The organism is Pseudarthrobacter sp. NPDC058362, assembly GCF_042723515.1.
In the GTDB taxonomy this organism is placed as follows: domain Bacteria; phylum Actinomycetota; class Actinomycetes; order Actinomycetales; family Micrococcaceae; genus Arthrobacter.
In genome coordinates, this window is the sequence record NZ_JBHXIW010000009.1 from 67394 (window position 1) to 85769 (window position 18376).

An 18376-nucleotide genomic window follows, 5' to 3' on the forward strand; every position below is an offset into this window, starting at 1 on the left:
GTCAGGTACGGGCGTCATCGGCCCGCCGCGCCACGTAGGGCCAGGCGGTCACGAGGCCCATGACAATGGTTGCCAAGATGTCCACCACCAGCACAACCTGCCAGGGGAAAACGGCGAACGCGAGGCCGCCGAAGGACAGGATCGCAGTCCACAGATACATGAGTACGACGGCGGTGCGGTGCGAGTAACCGATGTCCAGCAGCTTGTGGTGGAGGTGCCCGCGGTCCGCGGACCACGGGGACCGGCCGCGGGCCGTTCGCCGGACCACCGCGAGTCCAAGGTCCAGCAGTGGCAGGAACAGGACTGCGAACGGGAGCAGGATGGGAATGATGGTGGAGATACCGTTGGCCCGGTCATAGAGCCCGGAGGTGATTTGGCCGGTGGACACCACACCTGCGGAGGCCATCAGCAGGCCGATCAGCATGGCCCCGGAGTCCCCCATGAAGATCTTCGAAGGGAACCAGTTATGCGGCAGGAAGCCCAGGCAGGCGCCCACCAGGACGGCGGTCAGCAGAGTGGCGAGGTCCGAATAGTCCAGCAGGACAGCATTACGGTGGACCCAGTATGCGGTGAAGAAGAAGGCTGTACCGCCGATGATGGCCACCCCCGCCGCCAGCCCGTCCAGGCCGTCGATGAAGTTGAAGGCGTTCATGGTGACCACGATCAGGCCCGCCGTCAGCACCACCCGCAAGGTCTCGTTCTCGAGATAGATCGGCTCGGGCACCCAGGGGACGATGGTCATCTGGACGCCCCACAGCGCCACAGTGAAGCCCGCGATGCTTTGGCCGATGAGTTTCACCCACCAGCGGATGTCCAGGAGGTCGTCGGCAACACCGACCAGGACGATCACGGCTGCGCCGGCCAGGACGCCCCACGGCGAGAAATTGTTGCGGTAGATGTCCTTGACGAAAAACGACTGGCTGGCGACCACCAGCGCCACCATCACGCCCAGGAACATGGCCACCCCGCCCAGCCGGGATACCGGCGTGGAGTGCATGTCGCGGCTGCGGATGGGCAGGTGGAGCTCCATTCGCCGCCCCACCACGCGGGCACCCCAGGTAGCGGCATAGGACACGACCGCAGCGGTCAGCCCCATGAGGAGGTACATGATCATGGCGTGGAGACCGTTCCAGCCGGAGCTTCGCTGCGGAAAGGCTGCAGCCGGACGGTTAACCGGTCATCGACGGAGGGGCTCACTGGCAGGGAATCTGTTCTTTGGTAAATGAAACTTCTCCGTCGCCGAGCGCGCAGCAGGCCCGCGGTCTTTCCTATACGCGCGGCCTTACAGGGCTGTATTACAGTGGACTCTAGTCAAAGATACTAGCGCCAACGGCTCCATGGCTTCGCGCAACACGGGCGCACTCCCACCGGGGACATCCCTGACAGCCATGCTGAAAGGACCCCATGACACCCCGCGTAGCAGTCGCCGCCGTCACGTTCGACCGCCCCACCGAACTGGCAGTTCTGCTGCGCGGCATCAACGCCCAGACGGCGCCGGTGGAAACCATCTGCCTGGTGGACAGCGGCACCAACCCCGCCCGCGAGGTGGCCGGCCAGCATGCCAACGTCGACTACATCCGTTCGGAGGCAAACCTCGGGGGTGCCGGGGGCTTCGCCCTGGCGGCGCTGAAGGCGGTCGCCAGCGGGGCGCGCTGGATCTGGATGATGGACGACGACGCCGAACCGGGCGACGCCGAATGCCTCGCCACATTGATCCGCGAGGCCGAGGCGCGCGACCTGGAGGCGGTGGTCCCCCTGGTCACCGCGCCGGGGCGTCCGGACCGGCTTTCCTTCTTCTTCCGCCTCGACGGCAAGGTCACGCACAGCCGCGCGGACGTGGAGAAGCTCGGATTCCTCCCTGACAATGGACATTTCTTCAACGGCGCCCTGATTCGCTCGGACGTGTTCTTCAAAGTGGGATTGCCGGACATGCGGCTGTTCATCCGCGGCGACGAAGTGGACTTCACCATCCGGTTGCGGCGGGCCGGCATCCGGTTCGGCACGGTCACCACCACGGCCATCACCCATCCCCACGCCTTCACCGAAACCCAGCACGTCTACGGAGCGCGGTGGCACGTCATCGTGCCGGACTCGGCGTTCAAGCGCCACTACTACTACCGCAACCGCGGGTACCTGATCCGGCGTTACTTCCGGGTGAAGTCCTTCGTCGCGGACGTGGGAGGTTACCTGGGCTACTTCCTGCAGCGCCGCGACCTGGCCGGGCTCGCCGCGTGGGCGAAGTCCTTCAGCGCCGGCCTCCGCGGCAAGGGTTTCGGACCCCTCGAGGACCAGAAGTTCTAGAGGTTCCGGACGCCTCCGGATGCGCAGTCCTGCTTGGGATTACCCGCCGTTGAGCCGGCGGCGCGCCAGCAGCCAGAGCAGGACCCAAGGCTCACCAAAGACCCGGTAGGCCACACGGCGCGGGTGGAGCAGCAGCCGCCAGGCCCACTCCAGCCCCAGCCGGCCCAGCCAGCGCGGTGCCAGTTTCTGGACACCTGCGAGCTGTTCAATGGCTCCGCCCACGGCGCAGTACACCGCTGGCGGCAACGAACCGAGCCTTCTCTGCAGCACCTCTTCCTGCAGCGGCATGCCCAGGCCCAGGAGGACCAGTTGGGGCTGTTCACGCTGGAGCCACTCCACCGCGTCCTCTTCCACGGCTGCGTTCCACCCTGCGCCCGGAAAGCCCGAAACGCGGGCGCCGGGAACGGTGGCCCGCAGCCGCTGGACCGCACCGGCATTCGCTTCCGCCCCGGCGCCCACCACCGCAATCCGCTCCAGGCCGGCCACCTGTCCGAGGGCCGGCAGCCAGTCGTTGGTTCCCAGCCGGTAGTCCATCACCGGGCCTGCGGCGTTGCCCGTCCGGCCCCACAGCCAGAGCAGGGGCGCTCCATCCAAGAGGACCACATCGCTCCGGTCATAGAAACTGCGGAACGCCGGATTCGAATGTGCCAAGGTCACGCTGTGCAGGTTATGTCCCAGGACGGTGCGGGTGCCGCCTTCGCGGAGAAACCGGCCCAGTTCGGCCATCAGCTCCGGCACCCTGAGAGGAGTGGCGTCGACGTCCAGCAGCGGGACCTGCTGGCGCTGTGGGACCATCAGTCTTCTGTGGCCCTGGCGGAGTCTCCCCCGCCAACGGAACCGGCGTCCGAAACCGGCGTGCCGGCGTCGTGCGCGGGAAGCTCTTCGGCAGCCTCAACGGCGGGCTCCCCAGTGGCAGCCCTTCCAGGAGCAGCCTCTTCAGGAGCCGCCTCTTCAGCCGTAACCTCGCCCAGTCCGAGAACGCCGGGAACGTGCTCGCGCAACTGCTCCAGGCTGACTGCGCCCTGGCGTACTACGCGGAGCACGGGACCGGTAGCATCCACGATGGTGGACGGAACCGCGTCGCTGCCTTCAACCGGCCGGAAGCCGCCTTCCAGGTAAACCTCCACGGATTCGGCGAGCTGTTCGCGGGCCTCGGCGCCGGTCTGCGCCGCGGGCCGGCCTGTGCGGTTGGCTGACGAGACCGCCAGCGGGCCGGTCAGGGTGAGCAGTTCCTGGGCGATCTCGTCTGCGGGCATGCGCAGGGCAACCGTGCCCTTCGTTTCGCCGAGGTCCCAGTCCAGGGAGGGCTGCGCATGCAGGATCAGGGTCAGCCCGCCCGGCCAGAAGGCTTCGGCGAGCTTGCGGGCGTCAGCGGAGACGTCCGTCGCCAGGCCGTCGAGGGCGTTGATGCGCGGAATCAGGACCGGCGGCGGCATCGCGCGGCTGCGGCCCTTCGAGGCCAGGAGCAGGGTGACCGCCTGGGGCGAGAAGGCGTCGGCGGCGATCCCGTACACCGTATCCGTGGGGAACACGACGCACTTTTGTTCGCTGATGGCGCGCTGGGCGTGTTCCAGGCCCTCGGCGCGCTGTTCGGTGCTGGTGCAGTTATACGTTGTGGTCACTGGCCTATTCTTTCATTCCGTGCGGCCCGGCATGGCCAGCCGGGCACTGGTGGCACGTTCCTTGCCGTTGAGGTCCAGATGTGTCGTGATGCCCTGCCATATCCCGGCGCCCTCCATCATTGCCGCGATCCAGCCGGCCTGGACTTCCGCGTGCTCCATCACGAAGTAGCCGCCGGGGCGGAGCAGCCTGGCCGCGGAGGCCGCTGCCGCCGTCGGAAGCTCCATGCCGTCCGCTCCCCCGCCGTACAACGCCTCGGCGGGATCGTGAAGCGCCACTTCCGGTTCGTTCGGAACCGCCTCGGCAGGGATATAGGGTGGGTTGGAAACCACGACGTCGACAGTTCCGTTCAGTTCCTGCAGTGCGTCGCGCAGGTCCCCCAGCACCAGGTGGACGCCCAGCGGCGCCAGGTTCTTCTCAGCCCAGGCGTGTGCAAAAGCACTGAATTCCACTGCGTGGACCTTTGCGCCGGGCACTTCGGAGGCGATGGAGGCGGCAATCGCACCCGAGCCCGTGCCCAGGTCCACGACACAGGGCCCAACCGTTTCCCTGGGGCGGCCGGCCCTGAGGTGGTCGATGACCAACTGCACCACGGATTCGGTTTCCGGCCGCGGGATGAAGACCCCAGGACCCACCGCCAGTTCGAGGTAGCGGAAATGCGCCACTCCGGTGATGTGCTGCAGTGGCACCCGGCCGGCGCGTTCGGCAACCAGCTCCGCGTAACCCTCCGGCGCGGGGGTGTCCCCCAGCATCATGGCGCGGAGGCGGCCCAGCCCCACATTGAGGAGATGGTCCGCCAGCAGTTCAGCGTCGACGCGCGGGCTGGGGACGCCGGCGTCGCGCAGGACGGCTGTTGCTTCGGTGACCGCTTCCGCCAGGGTCTGGCCTGCACTCATACCTGCGGTACTAGTCGCCGAGGGCGTCCAGGCGGGCCTGTTCGTCCATCTCTATGGCCGACTGGATGACCGGTTCCAGGTCGCCGTTCATGACCTGGTCCAGGTTGTAGGCCTTGTAGCCGGTGCGGTGGTCCGCGATGCGGTTTTCCGGGTAGTTGTAGGTGCGGATGCGCTCCGAACGGTCCATAGTGCGGATCTGGGACTTCCGCTGCTCCGAGTTGGCGGCGTCGATCTGTTCCTGCTGGTGGGCCAGGATGCGGGCCCGGAGCACGCGCATGCCGGCTTCGCGGTTCTGCAGCTGCGACTTTTCGTTCTGCATGGCGACCACAATGCCTGTGGGCAGGTGGGTAATGCGGACTGCGGAGTCCGTGGTGTTCACCGACTGGCCGCCCGGACCGGAGGAACGGTAGACGTCGATCTTGAGGTCGTTCTGGTTGATTTCCAGCTCTTCAGGCTCATCGACCTCCGGGAGGACCAGCACGCCGGCCGCGGAGGTGTGGATACGGCCCTGCGATTCCGTGACGGGCACGCGCTGCACGCGGTGGACGCCGCCTTCGAACTTGAGCCGGGCATAGACACCTTCGGCCGGATCGTTGGAGCTGCCCTTGACGGCCATCTGAACGTCCTTGTAGCCGCCAAGGTCCGATTCGGTGGCCGAGATGATTTCGGTCTTCCAGCCGCGGGACTCCGCGTAGCGGGTGTACATGCGCAGCAGGTCGCCGGCGAAGAGGGCTGCTTCGTCGCCGCCTTCACCGCCCTTGACCTCGAGGATCACATTGCGGGCATCATCGGGGTCCCGCGGGATCAGCAACCGGCGCAGCTTGGCGGCCGCAGCCTCCAGCTTCTCCTCAAGCTCGGGGACCTCGGCTGCGAACTCGGGATCCTCCGCGGCCATCTCCTTGGCAGCGGCCAGGTCGTCGCGCAGCCCCTCCCAGCGGTGGTAAGCCTCAACAATGCCGTTCAGCTGAGCCGACCGCCGGCCCAGCTTCCGGGCAAGCCGCTGGTCGGCATAAACAGCGGGATCCCCCAGCTGCGCCTGGATGGAGTCATGCTCATCAAGCAGGCCCTGTACGGACTCAAACATCTATAAACCTCTTTCGACTTGTACAAGTCTAGTTTCGCGGGGGCGGCAAAACCGAACGACGAAGGGGCGGGGCCGGCAAGAATATGCGACGGCCCCACCCCTGTAACTCAACTACTTGTCGTTGTCCGACTTCGCGCCAAGCGTCGTCTTCTGGACCTGCATGAGGAACTCGACGTTGCTCTGGGTTTCCCGGATCTTGTTGGTCAGCAGTTCAAGGCTCTGCTGCGTTTCGAGCCCGGAGAGGACACGGCGCAGCTTCCACATGATCTTGACTTCCTCGGGGGAAAGCAGATTCTCTTCGCGGCGGGTGCCGGATGCGTTGACATCGACTGCCGGGAAGATGCGCTTGTCGGCCAGCTGGCGGGACAGGCGGAGCTCCATGTTGCCGGTGCCCTTGAACTCTTCGAAGATGACCTCATCCATCTTGGAGCCGGTCTCAACGAGCGCGGTTGCCAGGATGGTGAGCGAGCCGCCGTTTTCGATGTTGCGGGCGGCACCGAAGAAGCGCTTGGGCGGGTACAGCGCGGCGGAGTCCACGCCACCGGACAGGATGCGGCCGGAGGCCGGTGCTGCCAGGTTGTAGGCGCGGCCCAGGCGGGTCATGGAGTCCAGCAGGACCACCACGTCCATGCCCATTTCCACCAGTCGCTTGGCGCGCTCGATGGACAGTTCGGCCACGGTGGTGTGGTCATCGGCAGGGCGGTCGAAGGTGGAGGCAATGACCTCGCCCTTGACGGTGCGCTGCATGTCCGTGACTTCTTCGGGACGTTCATCCACCAGGACCATCATGAGGTGGACCTCAGGGTTGTTGGTGGTGATGGCGTTCGCGATGGACTGCAGGATGAGCGTCTTGCCTGCCTTGGGCGGGGAGACGATCAGGCCGCGCTGGCCCTTGCCGATGGGGGCAACGAGGTCGATGACGCGGGGGCCGATCTTCTTGGGATCGGTCTCCAGGCGCAGGCGCTCGGACGGGTACAGGGGAACCAGCTTGGCGAATTCAACGCGGTCCTTGAGTTCCTCGGCGGTCTTGCCGTTCACGGAGGTGACGCGGACGAGGGCGTTGAACTTCTGGCGGTTGGACTGCTGGTTGCGGTCCTCGCCTTCGCGGGGCGCACGGATGGCGCCGACCACGGCGTCGCCCTTGCGCAGGTTGTACTTCTTGACCTGGGCCAGGGAGACGTAGACGTCGTTGGGGCCGGGGAGGTAGCCGGACGTACGGATGAAGGCGTAGTTCTCGAGGACGTCCAGGATGCCGGCCACCGGCAGCAGGACGTCATCCTCGGTGACCTCGACGTCGTCCACGTCCGGACCCTGGTTGCGGCCGCGGCGGCGGTCGTTGCGGTCACGGAAGCGGTCATTGCGCGAGTTCTCGCGGTCCTGGCCTCCCGAACGGTCGCTGCGGTCGCGGCGGTTACGGCGGTTGCGGCGGCTTCCGCCGTCGGAGTCGTCATTGTCGCGGCTGTCATCACGGCGGTTCTCGCGCTGGCCCGAGTCACGCTGGCCGGAGTCACGGCCGCCCTCGGAGCCCTCGCGCCCTGAGCCGTCGCGGCCGCCGCGGTTGCGGCCGCCGTCGCGGCGTTCGCGCTGGCCTTCGCCCTCGCCGGAACCTTCGGTGCGGGTTTCGGCGGGACGCTCGGCGCCGGTCTGCTCGGCCGGAGCCTCGCCTGCTTCAACGGCCTGCGGTGCTGCAGCGGCAGCCTCGCCGCGGCGGCGGTTGCGGGTACGGGGCTGGCGGCGCTCGGCACCACCTTCTGCGGCCTCGGGGGCGGCAGTCGCTTCGGCCGGCGCCGGTGCGGCTGCCTCGGCTGCAGGAGATTCGACAGCGGCAGGTGCCACGACGCCGTCGCTCACGGCACGACGGCTGCGGCCGCGTCCACGGGTGCGGGGAGCATCGGCGGCAGGAGCCTCTGCCGTTTCAGGCGCAGCAGCGGCAGCGGTAGTCGGAGCAGCCGCGCTCTCGACGGCCTTCTCGGTGCGGACCGGAGCCTTGGCGGGCGTACCGGCACGGTGGGCCGAGATCGCTGCGACCAGGTCCCCCTTGCGCATGCGGGAGCCGCCGGAGATCCCAAGCTGGCTGGCGAGGGCCTGCAGCTGGGCAAGCTTGAGGCCGGCCAGGCCGCTGCTCTTGGCGGATGCTGCCGGCGATTCGGCAGCAGAAGATGATAGTTCCACAGCTGGCGACAGCTCAGTGGTTTCGGTCACGAAGGATCCTTCCCCCTCGACGGCGTCCAGACCGGGAGCTGGACGCGATGATTTGATCTGGGCTGCAGTTCAGATCTGCAGCCGGGATTTCGGCCTTGCCGGATGGATTTCGGCCAGCAGGGCCGGATACTTCTCACCTTGCGTCCCGCCCGTGGCGGAACGCTTGACTGACGCTTGAGGGGCAGTTTGATGCTGCAGGTTCCTGCGACAGGCCAAGCAGGCGGCACCGGAATAGATTGCGCAGTAGAAGGCCGATGAGCAGCTAGGTGCAACAGCAGATCAGATAGGCGGAATTACCGCCGGTGCACGTCCACCTTAGCACCTTCAACGTCCACCGACAGCTTCAGCACGCGCCAGCCCACGTCCGGCGTGTTGGCGGCGGTGAAGTCGGCAATGAAGTCGAGTGCTTCGGCGGCGTTCGCTTCGCCGTTTGCCAGCACCAGCACCGTCGGTCCTGCACCGGAAACGACGGCTGCGTAGCCCTCGGCGCGGAGCGCCGCGATAAGTGCCGCGCTGGGCCGCATGGCCTCCGCGCGATAGCTCTGGTGAAGGTAGTCCTCTGTGCCGGCCAGCAGGAACTCCGGGCTGTGCGTCAGCGCGTGGATCAGCAGCGCGGCGCGACCGGCGTTCATGGCGGCTGCGTAGTGGCCCACCGACGCGGGCAGCAGGGCCCGCGCCGCCTCCGTCGAAAGCTCGAAGTCCGGGACGGCCACGATGGGAACCACCTGCTCCACGACGGTTGCCGTGGTGCTCCTGTACTGGTCACTGTCCTGCCAGGACAGCGCCAGCCCGCCAAAAATAGCGGGTGCGACGTTGTCCGGATGTCCTTCCATTTCGCTGGTCAGCTGCAGGATCCAGTCACGTCCCCTGCGGCTCTCCGCCGGTACGAGCTCATTGGCAGCAGTCACCGCGGCCACCACGGCAGAGGCGGACGAACCCAGACCACGGCCGTGCGGGTTCACGTTCTCGGCCGTGATCTTCAGTCCGCCGTTCCGGAACCCAAGCCGGCGGAAGGCTGCCGCCATGGCGCGCACCACGAGGTGGCTTGCGTCCCGCGGCAGCGTTGCAGCGCCTTCGCCGCGCAGGTCGAAGAGCAGTTCATCCGTGTCCAGGGTCTCCACGGTCAGGGTGTCGTGGAGGCCAAGTGCCAGCCCCAGGCTGTCATAACCGGGTCCCAGGTTGGCCGTGGTGGCCGGCACGCGCACCGTGACGCGCTGGCCGGCTTCGATGAGCTGCAGTCCGACAGTGGCCTGCGAGGTGGTGTCCACGGCTATTTTTCTTCCAGTCCCAGTTCGGCTGCCACGGTCACCACGTCGTTGGGAACCTTAACGGGCTGGACGTCGCTGCCGTCCTCGGTTCGGAGGGCCCACTGGGGGTCCTTCAGGCCGTGGCCCGTTACGGTGATGACGATAGTCTTGCCCGAAGGCACCTCGCCTGCGGCGTGCTTCTTCAGGAGGCCTGCCACGCCTGCGGCGGAACCCGGTTCCACGAAGACACCCTCCTTGGCGGACAGCCAGCGGTGGGCGTTCAGGATCTCCTCGTCGGTGACGGCGTCAATCAGTCCGCCGGACTCGTCACGGGCGCCAATGGCGCCGTCCCATGAAGCCGGGTTCCCGATGCGGATGGCCGTGGCGATGGTGTCCGGCTCGGTGATGGGGTGGCCGGCAACGAACGGCGCGGCACCGGCGGCCTGGAAGCCCCACATGGCAGGCGTTTTGGTGGCAACGGCGGGAAGCGTGCCCGCGGTTTTCGACTCGAACGGAGCCGAGTACTCCTTGTAGCCCTTCCAGTAGGCGGTGATGTTGCCGGCGTTGCCCACGGGAAGCACGTGGATGTCCGGGGCGTCGCCGAGCGCGTCCACGATCTCGAAGGCGCCGGTCTTTTGGCCTTGGATGCGGGCGGGGTTGACCGAGTTCACCAGGAACACCGGATAGGACTCCCCCAGTTTGCGGGCGATGTCGAGGCAGTTGTCGAAGTTGCCGTCCACCTGGAGCAGCGTGGCCCCGTGGGCAATGGCCTGGCTGAGCTTGCCCATGGAGATCTTGCCTTCGGGCACCAGCACGGCACACTTCAGGCCCGCTGCGGTGGCGTATGCGGCAGCGGAGGCAGAGGTGTTGCCCGTGGAGGCGCAGACAACAGCCTGGGCCCCGGCTTCGACGGCGGCCGTCATGGCCATGGTCATGCCGCGGTCCTTGAAGGAGCCGGTGGGGTTCATGCCCTCAACCTTCAGGTACACCTGCGAGCCCGTGAGTTCGGACAGCTTCTGCGCGTGCACCAGCGGGGTGCCGCCTTCGCCCAGCGTGATGACACGGGTGGCTTCGGTGACGGGCAGACGGTCAGCGTATTCGCGGATAACGCCGCGCCATTGGTGAGCCACTTAGACTCCTTCTACCCGCAGAACGGATGTAACTGAGTTAACAACGTCCAGGCCCTTCACGGCCTCGACGGTGGCCGCCAGGGCAGCCTCGGATGCGCGGTGGGTGACGATCCGCAGTTCGGCGGACTCCACGTTGGATTCCGTGTCGCGGTGGATGGTCTGCCGCATGATTTCGATGGACACGCCATGCTCGGCGAACAGCTGCGCGATCCGGGCCAGCACCCCGGGCTCATCTGCAACGTCCAGGCCGATGTAGTAGCTGGTGATGGCGGCGTCGATGGGCAACGCCGGGATGTGGCCGGTGGTGGTTTCGGTCCGCTGGGGCCCGCCCAGGACAAGCCGGCGTGCTGCCGACACGAGGTCGCCCAGGACTGCCGAGGCAGTCGGCGTGCCGCCGGCGCCCTGGCCGTAGAACATCAGCTCGCCGGCATTTTCGGCCTCCACGAACACCGCGTTGAAGGCACCGCGGACGGCGGCCAGCGGGTGTTCGCGCGGGAGCAGCGTGGGGTGGACCCGCACGGATACTCCCTCGCCGCCGTCGGAACCGGTGAGTTTCTCGGCGATTGCCAGCAGCTTGATGACGAAGCCGGCGTCCTTGGCAGCGGCAATGTCCGCGGCGGTGACGCCGGTGATGCCCTCGCAGTAGACGTCTTCCAGCGGGAAGCGGGTGTGGAAGGACAAGGTGGCCAGGATCGCGGCCTTGGCAGCGGCGTCGTGGCCTTCCACGTCTGCCGTGGGATCGGCCTCCGCGTAGCCCAGCCGCTGCGCCTCGGCCAAGGCGTCGGCGAACTGCGCACCCGTGGAATCCATCTGGTCCAGGATGAAGTTGGTGGTGCCGTTGACGATACCCAGCACTCGCGTGATCCGGTCGCCGGAGAGGCTGTCGCGGATGGGGCGGAGGATGGGGATGGCACCAGCGACCGCGGCCTCGTAGGAGAGCTGCACGCCAGCCTTGTCCGCTTCTTCGTAAAGCGTGGGACCGTCCTGCGCGAGGAGGGCCTTGTTGCCGGTGACCACGCAGGCGCCGTTGCTCAGCGCGGAGAGGATCAGGGTCCGCGCCGGCTCGATGCCGCCCATGAGTTCGATCACCAGGTCCGCGTCCTTGACCAGCGTGGCGGCGTCGGTAGTGAACAGCTCCTGCGGCAGTTCCACGTCCCGGGGGGCGTTGACGTTGCGCACCGCGATGCCGCTCAGCGCCAGCCGGGCTCCCGTGCGCGCTGCCAGGGCGTCGGCGTCCTCAATGAGAATCCGCGCAACCTGGGCCCCAACGTTGCCACAGCCCAGCAGGGCTACTTTCAGGGTTCGCATTTCCGTCATTCAGGCTCCCATGTCGCGGTTCAACAAATCTTCTTCGGTTTCCCCGCGGACAATGAGCCGGGCTCTTCCGTCGCGCACCGCGACAACGCCCGGCCGGGCCAGATAGTTGTAGTTGCTCGAGAGTGCCCAGCAGTAAGCGCCGGTACCCGGTACAGCAAGCAGATCACCGGCTGCCACGTCCCCGGGCAGATATACATCTCTAACAACTATGTCGCCGCTCTCGCAATGTTTGCCCACTACGCGGGACAGCTGCGGGGCGGCATCCGACGTGCGTGAAGCCAGGATTGCCGAGTAATCCGCGTCGTAGAGCACCGGCCGGGCGTTGTCGCTCATGCCGCCGTCCACCGAAACATACCGGCGCGGATACGTAACGTTGTTACCGCCGTCACCCTTCTCCGGAACCGCCGGAGCATCCACCCGGACGGTCTTCAGCGTGCCCACCTCATACAGCGTGAAAGTGGTGCTGCCCACGATGGCGCGGCCGGGCTCGATCGAAATGCGCGGCGAGGTGATGCCCAGTTCAGCGCAGGTGGAACGGACGACGGCGGCCATCGCCGTCGCGATTTCCGCTGCGGGGCGTGGGGTGTCCACCGGAGTGTAGGCGATGCCGTACCCGCCGCCGAGGTCCAGTTCCGGCATGGTGATGGAGTATTTTTCCTGCATGGCGGCCAGGAAGCGCAGCAGCTTCTCCGCGGCCAGGGCAAAGCCGTCCGGCTCGAAGATCTGGGAACCGATGTGGCAGTGCAATCCCAGGAGATCGATGCCGGGGTGCGCCGAGGCTGCGGCCACTGCCTCTTGCGCTGCGGAGACGCCGGCCTCATCCGTGGTGTCGGCGGCCATGGAGAGGCCGAACTTCTGGTCCTCGTGGGCCGTGGCGATGAATTCGTGGGTGTGTGCGTGGACGCCCGGGGTCAGGCGCAGCATCACTTTCGCCTGGACGCCGCGCACCTGGGCGATGTTGCCGACGCGGACCAGCTCGTCGAGGCTGTCCACCACGATGCGGCCCAGCTGCATGTCCAGGGCGCGGTTGATTTCGGCGTCGGACTTGTTGTTGCCGTGCAGGGCCACGCGCTCCCCCGGGATTCCTGCGCGGGCGGCGACGGCCAGTTCACCGCCGGATGCGGTGTCCAGGCGCAGGCCTTCTTCTTCCACCCACTTCACCACTGCGGTGCAGAGGAAGGACTTGCCGGCGTAGTAGACGTCCACGCCGCCGCAGATGTCGGCGAACGCGGCGTCGAAGGAGTCCTTGAACGCCCTCGCCCGGGAACGGAAGTCCGCCTCGTCCATGACGAACAGGGGCGTCCCGAACTGTTGCTTCAGCTCAGTGACGCCAAGGCCGCCCACCGTCAGGCCGCCGTCGTCACCCCGCGCAACGCTGCCCGCCCACATGGGTGCGTGCAGCGCGTTGAGGTCCGCCGGAACGTCAAGCCACTCCGGGGCCAGCGGCGATGCGGCCGTGCCTGGGAATACTGACATTGCGCTCACATCCGTTCCGGCGCCGAGACGCCCAGCAGGTCAAGTCCGTTGGCGAGCACCTGGCTGGTGGCGTCGTTGAGCCACAGGCGGGTGCGATTGAGGTCGGTGACAGGTTCATCGCCCATGGGTGCCACCCGGCAGGCGTCGTACCAGCGGTGGTAGGCGCCGGCGATGACTTCCAGGTGGCGGGCCACGCGGTGCGGCTCACGCAGTTCCGCCGCCTTGGCCACGATGGACGGGTAGCTGCCCAGGTGCGAGAGCAGTTCGTTCTCCGTGGCGTGGTCCAGCAGGGACGCGTCGAAGCTTTCCGCGCCGTCCACCTGGCGCTCCACGCCGGCGGCCACCGCGTTGCGTGCGGCGCCGCGGGACCGGGCATGGGCGTACTGGACGTAGAAGACAGGGTTTTCGTTGCTGTGTTTCTTCAGCAGCTCCGGGTCCAGGGTCAGCGGCGAGTCAGCCGGGAAGCGTGCCAGCGAGTAGCGGACGGCGTCCTTGCCGAGCCAGTCGATCAGGTCCTTGAGCTCGATGATGTTGCCGGCACGCTTGGACAGCTTGGCACCGTTGACGGAGACCAGCTGGCCGATCAGCACCTCGATGTTCTTCTCGGGGTCGTCGCCTGCTGCGGCGGCGATGGCCTTGAGCCGGTTGATGTAGCCGTGGTGGTCGGCGCCCAGCAGGTAGATCTTCTCGGTGAAGCCTCGGTCCTTCTTGGACAGGTAATACGCAGCGTCGGCGGCGAAGTACGTGGGCTCGCCGTTGGCGCGGATCATCACCCGGTCCTTGTCATCACCAAAGTCCGTGGTCCGCAGCCAGACCGCTCCGCCGTCGTCGAACACGTGGCCCTGCTCCCGAAGGCGCGCCACGGCACTCTCGATGGCACCGGCGTCGTGCAGTTCCTGCTCGGAGAAGAAGACGTCGAACTCGACGCCGAAGTCCGCGAGGGTGGACTTGATGTCCTTCATCTGCGCCTCGTAGGCGGCAGCGCGGATGACCGGGAGCGCGGCAACTTCGGTGAGCTCGCGGATATCCGGGTGTGCGGCGAGGACATCGTGGCCAAGGTCTTGGATGTACTGGCCGGGGTAGCCGCCCTCGGGCACGGAAAGGCCGTGCAGCCGGTTGTACACGGAGTGCGCAAAAGTGTTCATCTGCGATCCGGCGTCGTTGATGTAGTACTCGGCGGTGACGTCGGCCCCGGATGCCCGGAGCACCCGCGCGATCGCGTCGCCCAGGGCCGCCCAGCGGGTGTGGCCGATGTGGAGCGGCCCGGTGGGGTTGGCGGAGACGAACTCCATGTTGACGGTGTGGCCGGCCAGCGCAGAGTTGGTGCCGTATCGGACGCCCGCCTCGACGATGACCTTCGCCAGGGCGCCGGCGGCGGCGGCGTCAACGGTGATGTTGAGGAATCCGGGTCCGGCGATCTCCACGCCGGCGACTCCGTTAATATCCTTGAGCCGGCTGCTCAGGAGCGTGGCGAACTCGCGCGGGTTGGTGCCTGCCTGTTTGGCCAGCTGCAGGGCGATGTTCGTGGCCCAGTCGCCGTGATCGCGGTTCTTGGGCCGCTCTACGCGCACCTCGTCGGGCACAGCGGATGCCGAAAGGGCGATCTCGCCGGCGGCGACAGCGTCCTTCAGGCAGGCGGATATGGCGAGGGAGAGTTCTTCGGGAGTCACCCCTCTAGCCTACCGGGGGCCAGTCACAGCAAAGAATTTTCACCACCGCTTCGCCGATTGTTCCTCCCGCTGCAGCAGTCCGAACCAATTTCCCCGTTGCTGCGTTGACAATGATGAAAAGACCTAAGCATTTTCCTCTGACGAACGGCCACGCCATGAGACCTTCCGTACGCAAGACCCTCTTCGCCAGCGTCGCCGGCCTTTCCCTCGCCGGCACGGTGGCGGCGTGTGCACCCGCTGCCAATAACACCACCCCGCCGGACGCTGCGACGGGCAGCCCGGGGACGACTGCCGCGCCTTCGACCGCATCTCCGGGCACGTACAAGGACGGCACCTACAGCGCAGACGGCAATTACGTCTCCCCCAACGGCACCGAAACAGTAGGGGTGCAGCTCACGCTTGCATCCGGCACGGTCACCGACGTTAAAATCACCGAACACCCCACCAGCCCGAACACACGGAAGTTCCAGGGTGAGTTCGCTGGCGGGATCGCTGACCAGGTGGTGGGCAAGAATGTAGATGATCTAAACATCTCCAAGGTGGCCGGATCATCACTGACCAGCGGCGGTTTCAACCAGGCGCTGGAGCGCATCAAGGCCCAGGCTCAGTAGCTGTGGCGACGGGACAGTAGCCATGGTGGAGCCGGCGGGGCAGCACTCCATCGCCTTCGAGGGGATCGGCACCCATTGGGAGATTTCCACACCGGCAGCCCTTTCGGCGGCGCTGCGGGCGGGTCTGCGTGAGAGGGTCGAAGCATTCGACGGCGACTGGTCGCGTTTTCGCCGCGACTCCCTGGTGGGGGCCATGGCGCGGGCCCCGGGCAGCTACCGCTTTCCGGCTGAAGCGGACGCTCTGGGCAGGCTCTACCGGCGGCTGTATGACATCAGCGGCGGCGCCATGACGCCACTCGTCGGGAGCAGCCTGGAGCAACTGGGCTATGACCCCGCTTACTCCTTGCAGCGCCGCGGTTCAGCTTCTCCAGCGCCTGCGTGGGACGACGTTCTCGGCTGGAGCGGCCGCTCCATCACCGCCAAGTCTCCGGTGGTGCTGGACATCGGGGCGGCAGGAAAAGGAATGCTGGTGGACCTGCTGGCTGCTGAGCTGGAGTCCGCCGGCGTGCAATCCTACTGCCTTGACGCCAGCGGCGACCTGCTGGTCCGCGGGACTGAACCACTCGCCGTCGGGCTGGAGCACCCTTACAACCGGGCGCAGGCTATCGGGGTTGTCCCCGTGCACAACCAGGCTCTGTGCGCTTCGGCAGCCAATCGCCGCGCCTGGGGCGACGGACTGCATCACGTGCTGGACGGAACCACAGGACAGCCGGTCCGGACGGTGGTGGCCACCTGGGCCCTGGCCAACACCGCCATGCTGGCGGACGCGCTGGCAACTGCACTCTTCTTCATGCCCGGCAGCACCCTCGAGAAGGACTTCGATTTCTCTTGGCTCACTGTCTTTTCCGACGGCGGCGCGGCCTACTCCCCCGGGTTTGCAGGGACACTGTTCACATGAGCGCTTCACATCCGCCCACTGCCCCGCGCCCCGCTCCCAGGTCCGAACGCGGCACCGTCCGCGCCAGGATGGACACGGCCCTGGGCCGGATCACGATGTACCGGCTTACCCTGATGGTCCTGGCTGTGCTGGCCACCTACAGCCTCGTGCTGGAGCTGTTGGGCTGGCTGACGTTTGGCTTTCCGGAGATGGCAGCGCATCTGGTCATCTGCCTGGGTGCCACGTACGCCGCAAACAAGGTGATGGCCGCGTTGTTCCGTGTTCCGCCACATCCGGAATCGTCGCTGATCACCGGTTTGCTGCTCTACTTCCTCTTTTGGCCGTCGTTCAGGCCCCTGGATCTCGCCGGCACGCTCCTGGCCTGTGTGCTGGCTTCGCTGTCCAAGTACGTCCTCGCCTGGCGGGGTCGGCATATTTTCAACCCCGCCGCCGCCGGCGCCTTTCTTGCAGGACTGACAGGACTCAATATCGCCACGTGGTGGGCTGCCACCCCGGCCATGCTCATCGTGGTGGTCCCCGGTGTCCTGCTGGTCCTATACCGGATGGGCAAGCTGCGCATGGCAGGGGTCTTCCTGGCGATGGCTGCCGGCATCATTACGGTGGAACTCCTTGGTGCCGGGATGTCGGCCGGACAGGCAATGTGGCAGGCCCTGGCCCAGCGGCCACTCCTGTTCTTTGTGGGCTTCATGCTGACGGAACCGCTCACGCTGCCGCCGCGGCGGTGGCAGCAACTGGCGCTTGCTGCTGTGGTGGGCGCCATTTTCGCAGTGCCCTACAACCTGGGGTTCGTCGCAAACTCCCCGGAACTCGCGCTGCTGGTCGGCAACATAGTGGCGTTCCTTGTCGGGCAGCGCGGTTCCGTGGATTTGGCGTTTGTTGGAGCGGAGTCCCTGACGGCGACCACGCGCGAATTTTCGTTCCGGCCGTCCCGTCCCGTCCGTTTTCAGCCAGGGCAGTATCTGGAGGTGGACTTGCCGCACGCCCGCTCGGACGGGAAAGGACGACGGCGGGTCTTCAGCCTGGCGGGAAGCCCGCGTGAGCCCTTGATCCGGTTCGCAGTCCGCACCTCTGAGCCGGTTTCTGCCGCCAAGGGCGTACTCCTTGCGCTGAAGCCGGGCGATCGGCTGAGGGCCACCACCGTGGGAGGCGATTTCCTGCTGCCCCGCGACACCGCAAAACCGGTCCTGCTCATTGCGGCTGGCATAGGCATCACGCCGTTCATGTCCTATTTGCGGTCAGGGGAGCTCCAGCGGCGCGACGCCCTCCTGATCGTTCTGGCCAGGAACCAACATGAGGTGCCTTTCGCCGACGAGTTGCGCAGAGCACACAATGCAGGAGTCCGAACCATCATCCGGGCGACTGGCGGTCTCCGGGCGGACAGTTCCATTGACAACAGTGCTGGAGACGACGTTGCCGGAAACGACGCTGCGAGAGACGCCGTCGACCAGTCAGGGGCGGCCGTCTCTACGCCGTCCGGGCAGGGCTCCCCCGGCTGGCTGGATGCGGCCGGACTGGCGGACCTGGTTCCGGAGATCAACGACCGGGAGGTCTACATCTCCGGGTCACCGTCCTCTGTCGCATCCCTGCGGGCAGCGGCACGGCAGGCCGGCGCCCGCAGGGTGCACACAGATTCATTTGCTGGTTACTAATCAGAAAGGGGCACTGAACCGGCGGCCGATTTTCCTTTGCGGGCCACCTTCCTGCTAAGCTCTAGGACGTCCCGCCAGCAACGGCAGGAATCCGGATTGCCCTCGTAGCTCAGGGGATAGAGCGTCTGCCTCCGGAGCAGAAGGCCGTAGGTTCGAATCCTACCGAGGGCACCAAAACAAGAAGCACCCTGTCACTGACAGGGTGCTTCTTGTTTAACCTCCGCACACGTCGTTGCTCCCCCTGTATTGGGGCTCGTACGACCACCGGCTCGTAC

General features: G+C 66.6%; 15 protein-coding genes and 1 tRNA gene. 5 read left to right on the forward strand and 11 right to left on the reverse strand.

Annotation, left to right across the window (positions count from 1 at the left end):
* Position 1: 1 nt before the first annotated feature.
* Positions 2–1114 (reverse strand): MraY family glycosyltransferase, encoded by a 1113-nt coding sequence (locus ACFWIX_RS15035; RefSeq protein ID WP_377216935.1) that lies wholly within the window; start codon positions 1112–1114, stop codon positions 2–4.
* Positions 1115–1404: 290 nt separating this feature from the next.
* Here ACFWIX_RS15035 and ACFWIX_RS15040 point away from each other — a divergent pair, with 290 nt between their 5' ends.
* Positions 1405–2301 carry a glycosyltransferase gene (locus ACFWIX_RS15040; RefSeq protein ID WP_377216936.1) on the forward strand — a complete coding sequence of 299 codons (897 nt, stop codon included), beginning with the start codon at positions 1405–1407 and terminating at the stop codon, positions 2299–2301.
* Between the two features lie 39 nt (positions 2302–2340).
* On the opposite strand, the gene ACFWIX_RS15045 is transcribed toward ACFWIX_RS15040, so the two are convergent.
* The 10 genes from ACFWIX_RS15045 to argS all read right to left on the reverse strand — a co-directional run bounded on the left by ACFWIX_RS15045 (position 2341) and on the right by argS (position 14943).
* Positions 2341–3096 carry a WecB/TagA/CpsF family glycosyltransferase gene (locus tag ACFWIX_RS15045; RefSeq protein WP_377216937.1) on the reverse strand — a complete coding sequence of 252 codons (756 nt, stop codon included), beginning with the start codon at positions 3094–3096 and terminating at the stop codon, positions 2341–2343.
* Positions 3096–3923, reverse strand: coding sequence for an L-threonylcarbamoyladenylate synthase (locus ACFWIX_RS15050; RefSeq protein ID WP_377216938.1), 828 nt, complete (start codon positions 3921–3923; stop codon positions 3096–3098). Before ACFWIX_RS15050 ends, ACFWIX_RS15045 begins: the two co-directional genes overlap by 1 nt.
* A gap of 12 nt (positions 3924–3935) precedes the next feature.
* The gene (gene prmC, locus ACFWIX_RS15055; protein WP_377216939.1) at positions 3936–4817 is read right to left on the reverse strand and encodes a peptide chain release factor N(5)-glutamine methyltransferase; all 882 of its coding nucleotides are present in this window, start codon (positions 4815–4817) and stop codon (positions 3936–3938) included.
* A gap of 10 nt (positions 4818–4827) precedes the next feature.
* Positions 4828–5901: a peptide chain release factor 1 gene (gene prfA / locus ACFWIX_RS15060; RefSeq protein ID WP_377216940.1), complete on the reverse strand. Its 1074-nt coding sequence runs from the start codon at positions 5899–5901 to the stop codon at positions 4828–4830.
* A 111-nt stretch (positions 5902–6012) separates the two neighbouring features.
* Positions 6013–8103 (reverse strand): transcription termination factor Rho, encoded by a 2091-nt coding sequence (rho, locus tag ACFWIX_RS15065; RefSeq protein ID WP_377216941.1) that lies wholly within the window; start codon positions 8101–8103, stop codon positions 6013–6015.
* Between the two features lie 293 nt (positions 8104–8396).
* On the reverse strand, positions 8397–9371 hold the full coding sequence (gene thrB, locus ACFWIX_RS15070) for a homoserine kinase (protein WP_377216942.1): 975 nt from the start codon (positions 9369–9371) through the stop codon (positions 8397–8399).
* Between the two features lie 2 nt (positions 9372–9373).
* Positions 9374–10480 carry a threonine synthase gene (gene thrC, locus ACFWIX_RS15075; RefSeq protein ID WP_377216943.1) on the reverse strand — a complete coding sequence of 369 codons (1107 nt, stop codon included), beginning with the start codon at positions 10478–10480 and terminating at the stop codon, positions 9374–9376.
* Positions 10481–11797, reverse strand: a complete 1317-nt coding sequence (locus tag ACFWIX_RS15080) for a homoserine dehydrogenase (protein ID WP_377216944.1) — start codon at positions 11795–11797, stop codon at positions 10481–10483.
* Positions 11798–13273, reverse strand: coding sequence for a diaminopimelate decarboxylase (lysA, locus tag ACFWIX_RS15085; RefSeq protein ID WP_377216945.1), 1476 nt, complete (start codon positions 13271–13273; stop codon positions 11798–11800). It lies immediately after the preceding gene.
* A 5-nt stretch (positions 13274–13278) separates the two neighbouring features.
* Positions 13279–14943, reverse strand: coding sequence for an arginine--tRNA ligase (gene argS / locus ACFWIX_RS15090; protein ID WP_377216946.1), 1665 nt, complete (start codon positions 14941–14943; stop codon positions 13279–13281).
* A 155-nt stretch (positions 14944–15098) separates the two neighbouring features.
* Here argS and ACFWIX_RS15095 point away from each other — a divergent pair, with 155 nt between their 5' ends.
* The 4 genes from ACFWIX_RS15095 (at position 15099) to ACFWIX_RS15110 (ending at position 18275) form a co-directional block, all read left to right on the forward strand.
* Entirely contained in the window at positions 15099–15554 is a 456-nt protein-coding gene (locus ACFWIX_RS15095) for an FMN-binding protein (protein ID WP_377216947.1), read from the forward strand.
* Between the two features lie 22 nt (positions 15555–15576).
* Positions 15577–16452, forward strand: a complete 876-nt coding sequence (locus tag ACFWIX_RS15100; RefSeq protein ID WP_377216948.1) for an FAD:protein FMN transferase — start codon at positions 15577–15579, stop codon at positions 16450–16452.
* 68 nt (positions 16453–16520) lie between these two features.
* Positions 16521–18101, forward strand: a complete 1581-nt coding sequence (locus ACFWIX_RS15105; protein ID WP_377216983.1) for an FAD-dependent oxidoreductase — start codon at positions 16521–16523, stop codon at positions 18099–18101.
* 98 nt (positions 18102–18199) lie between these two features.
* Positions 18200–18275, forward strand: a tRNA-Arg gene (locus ACFWIX_RS15110).
* The last annotated feature ends 101 nt before the right edge of the window (positions 18276–18376 follow it).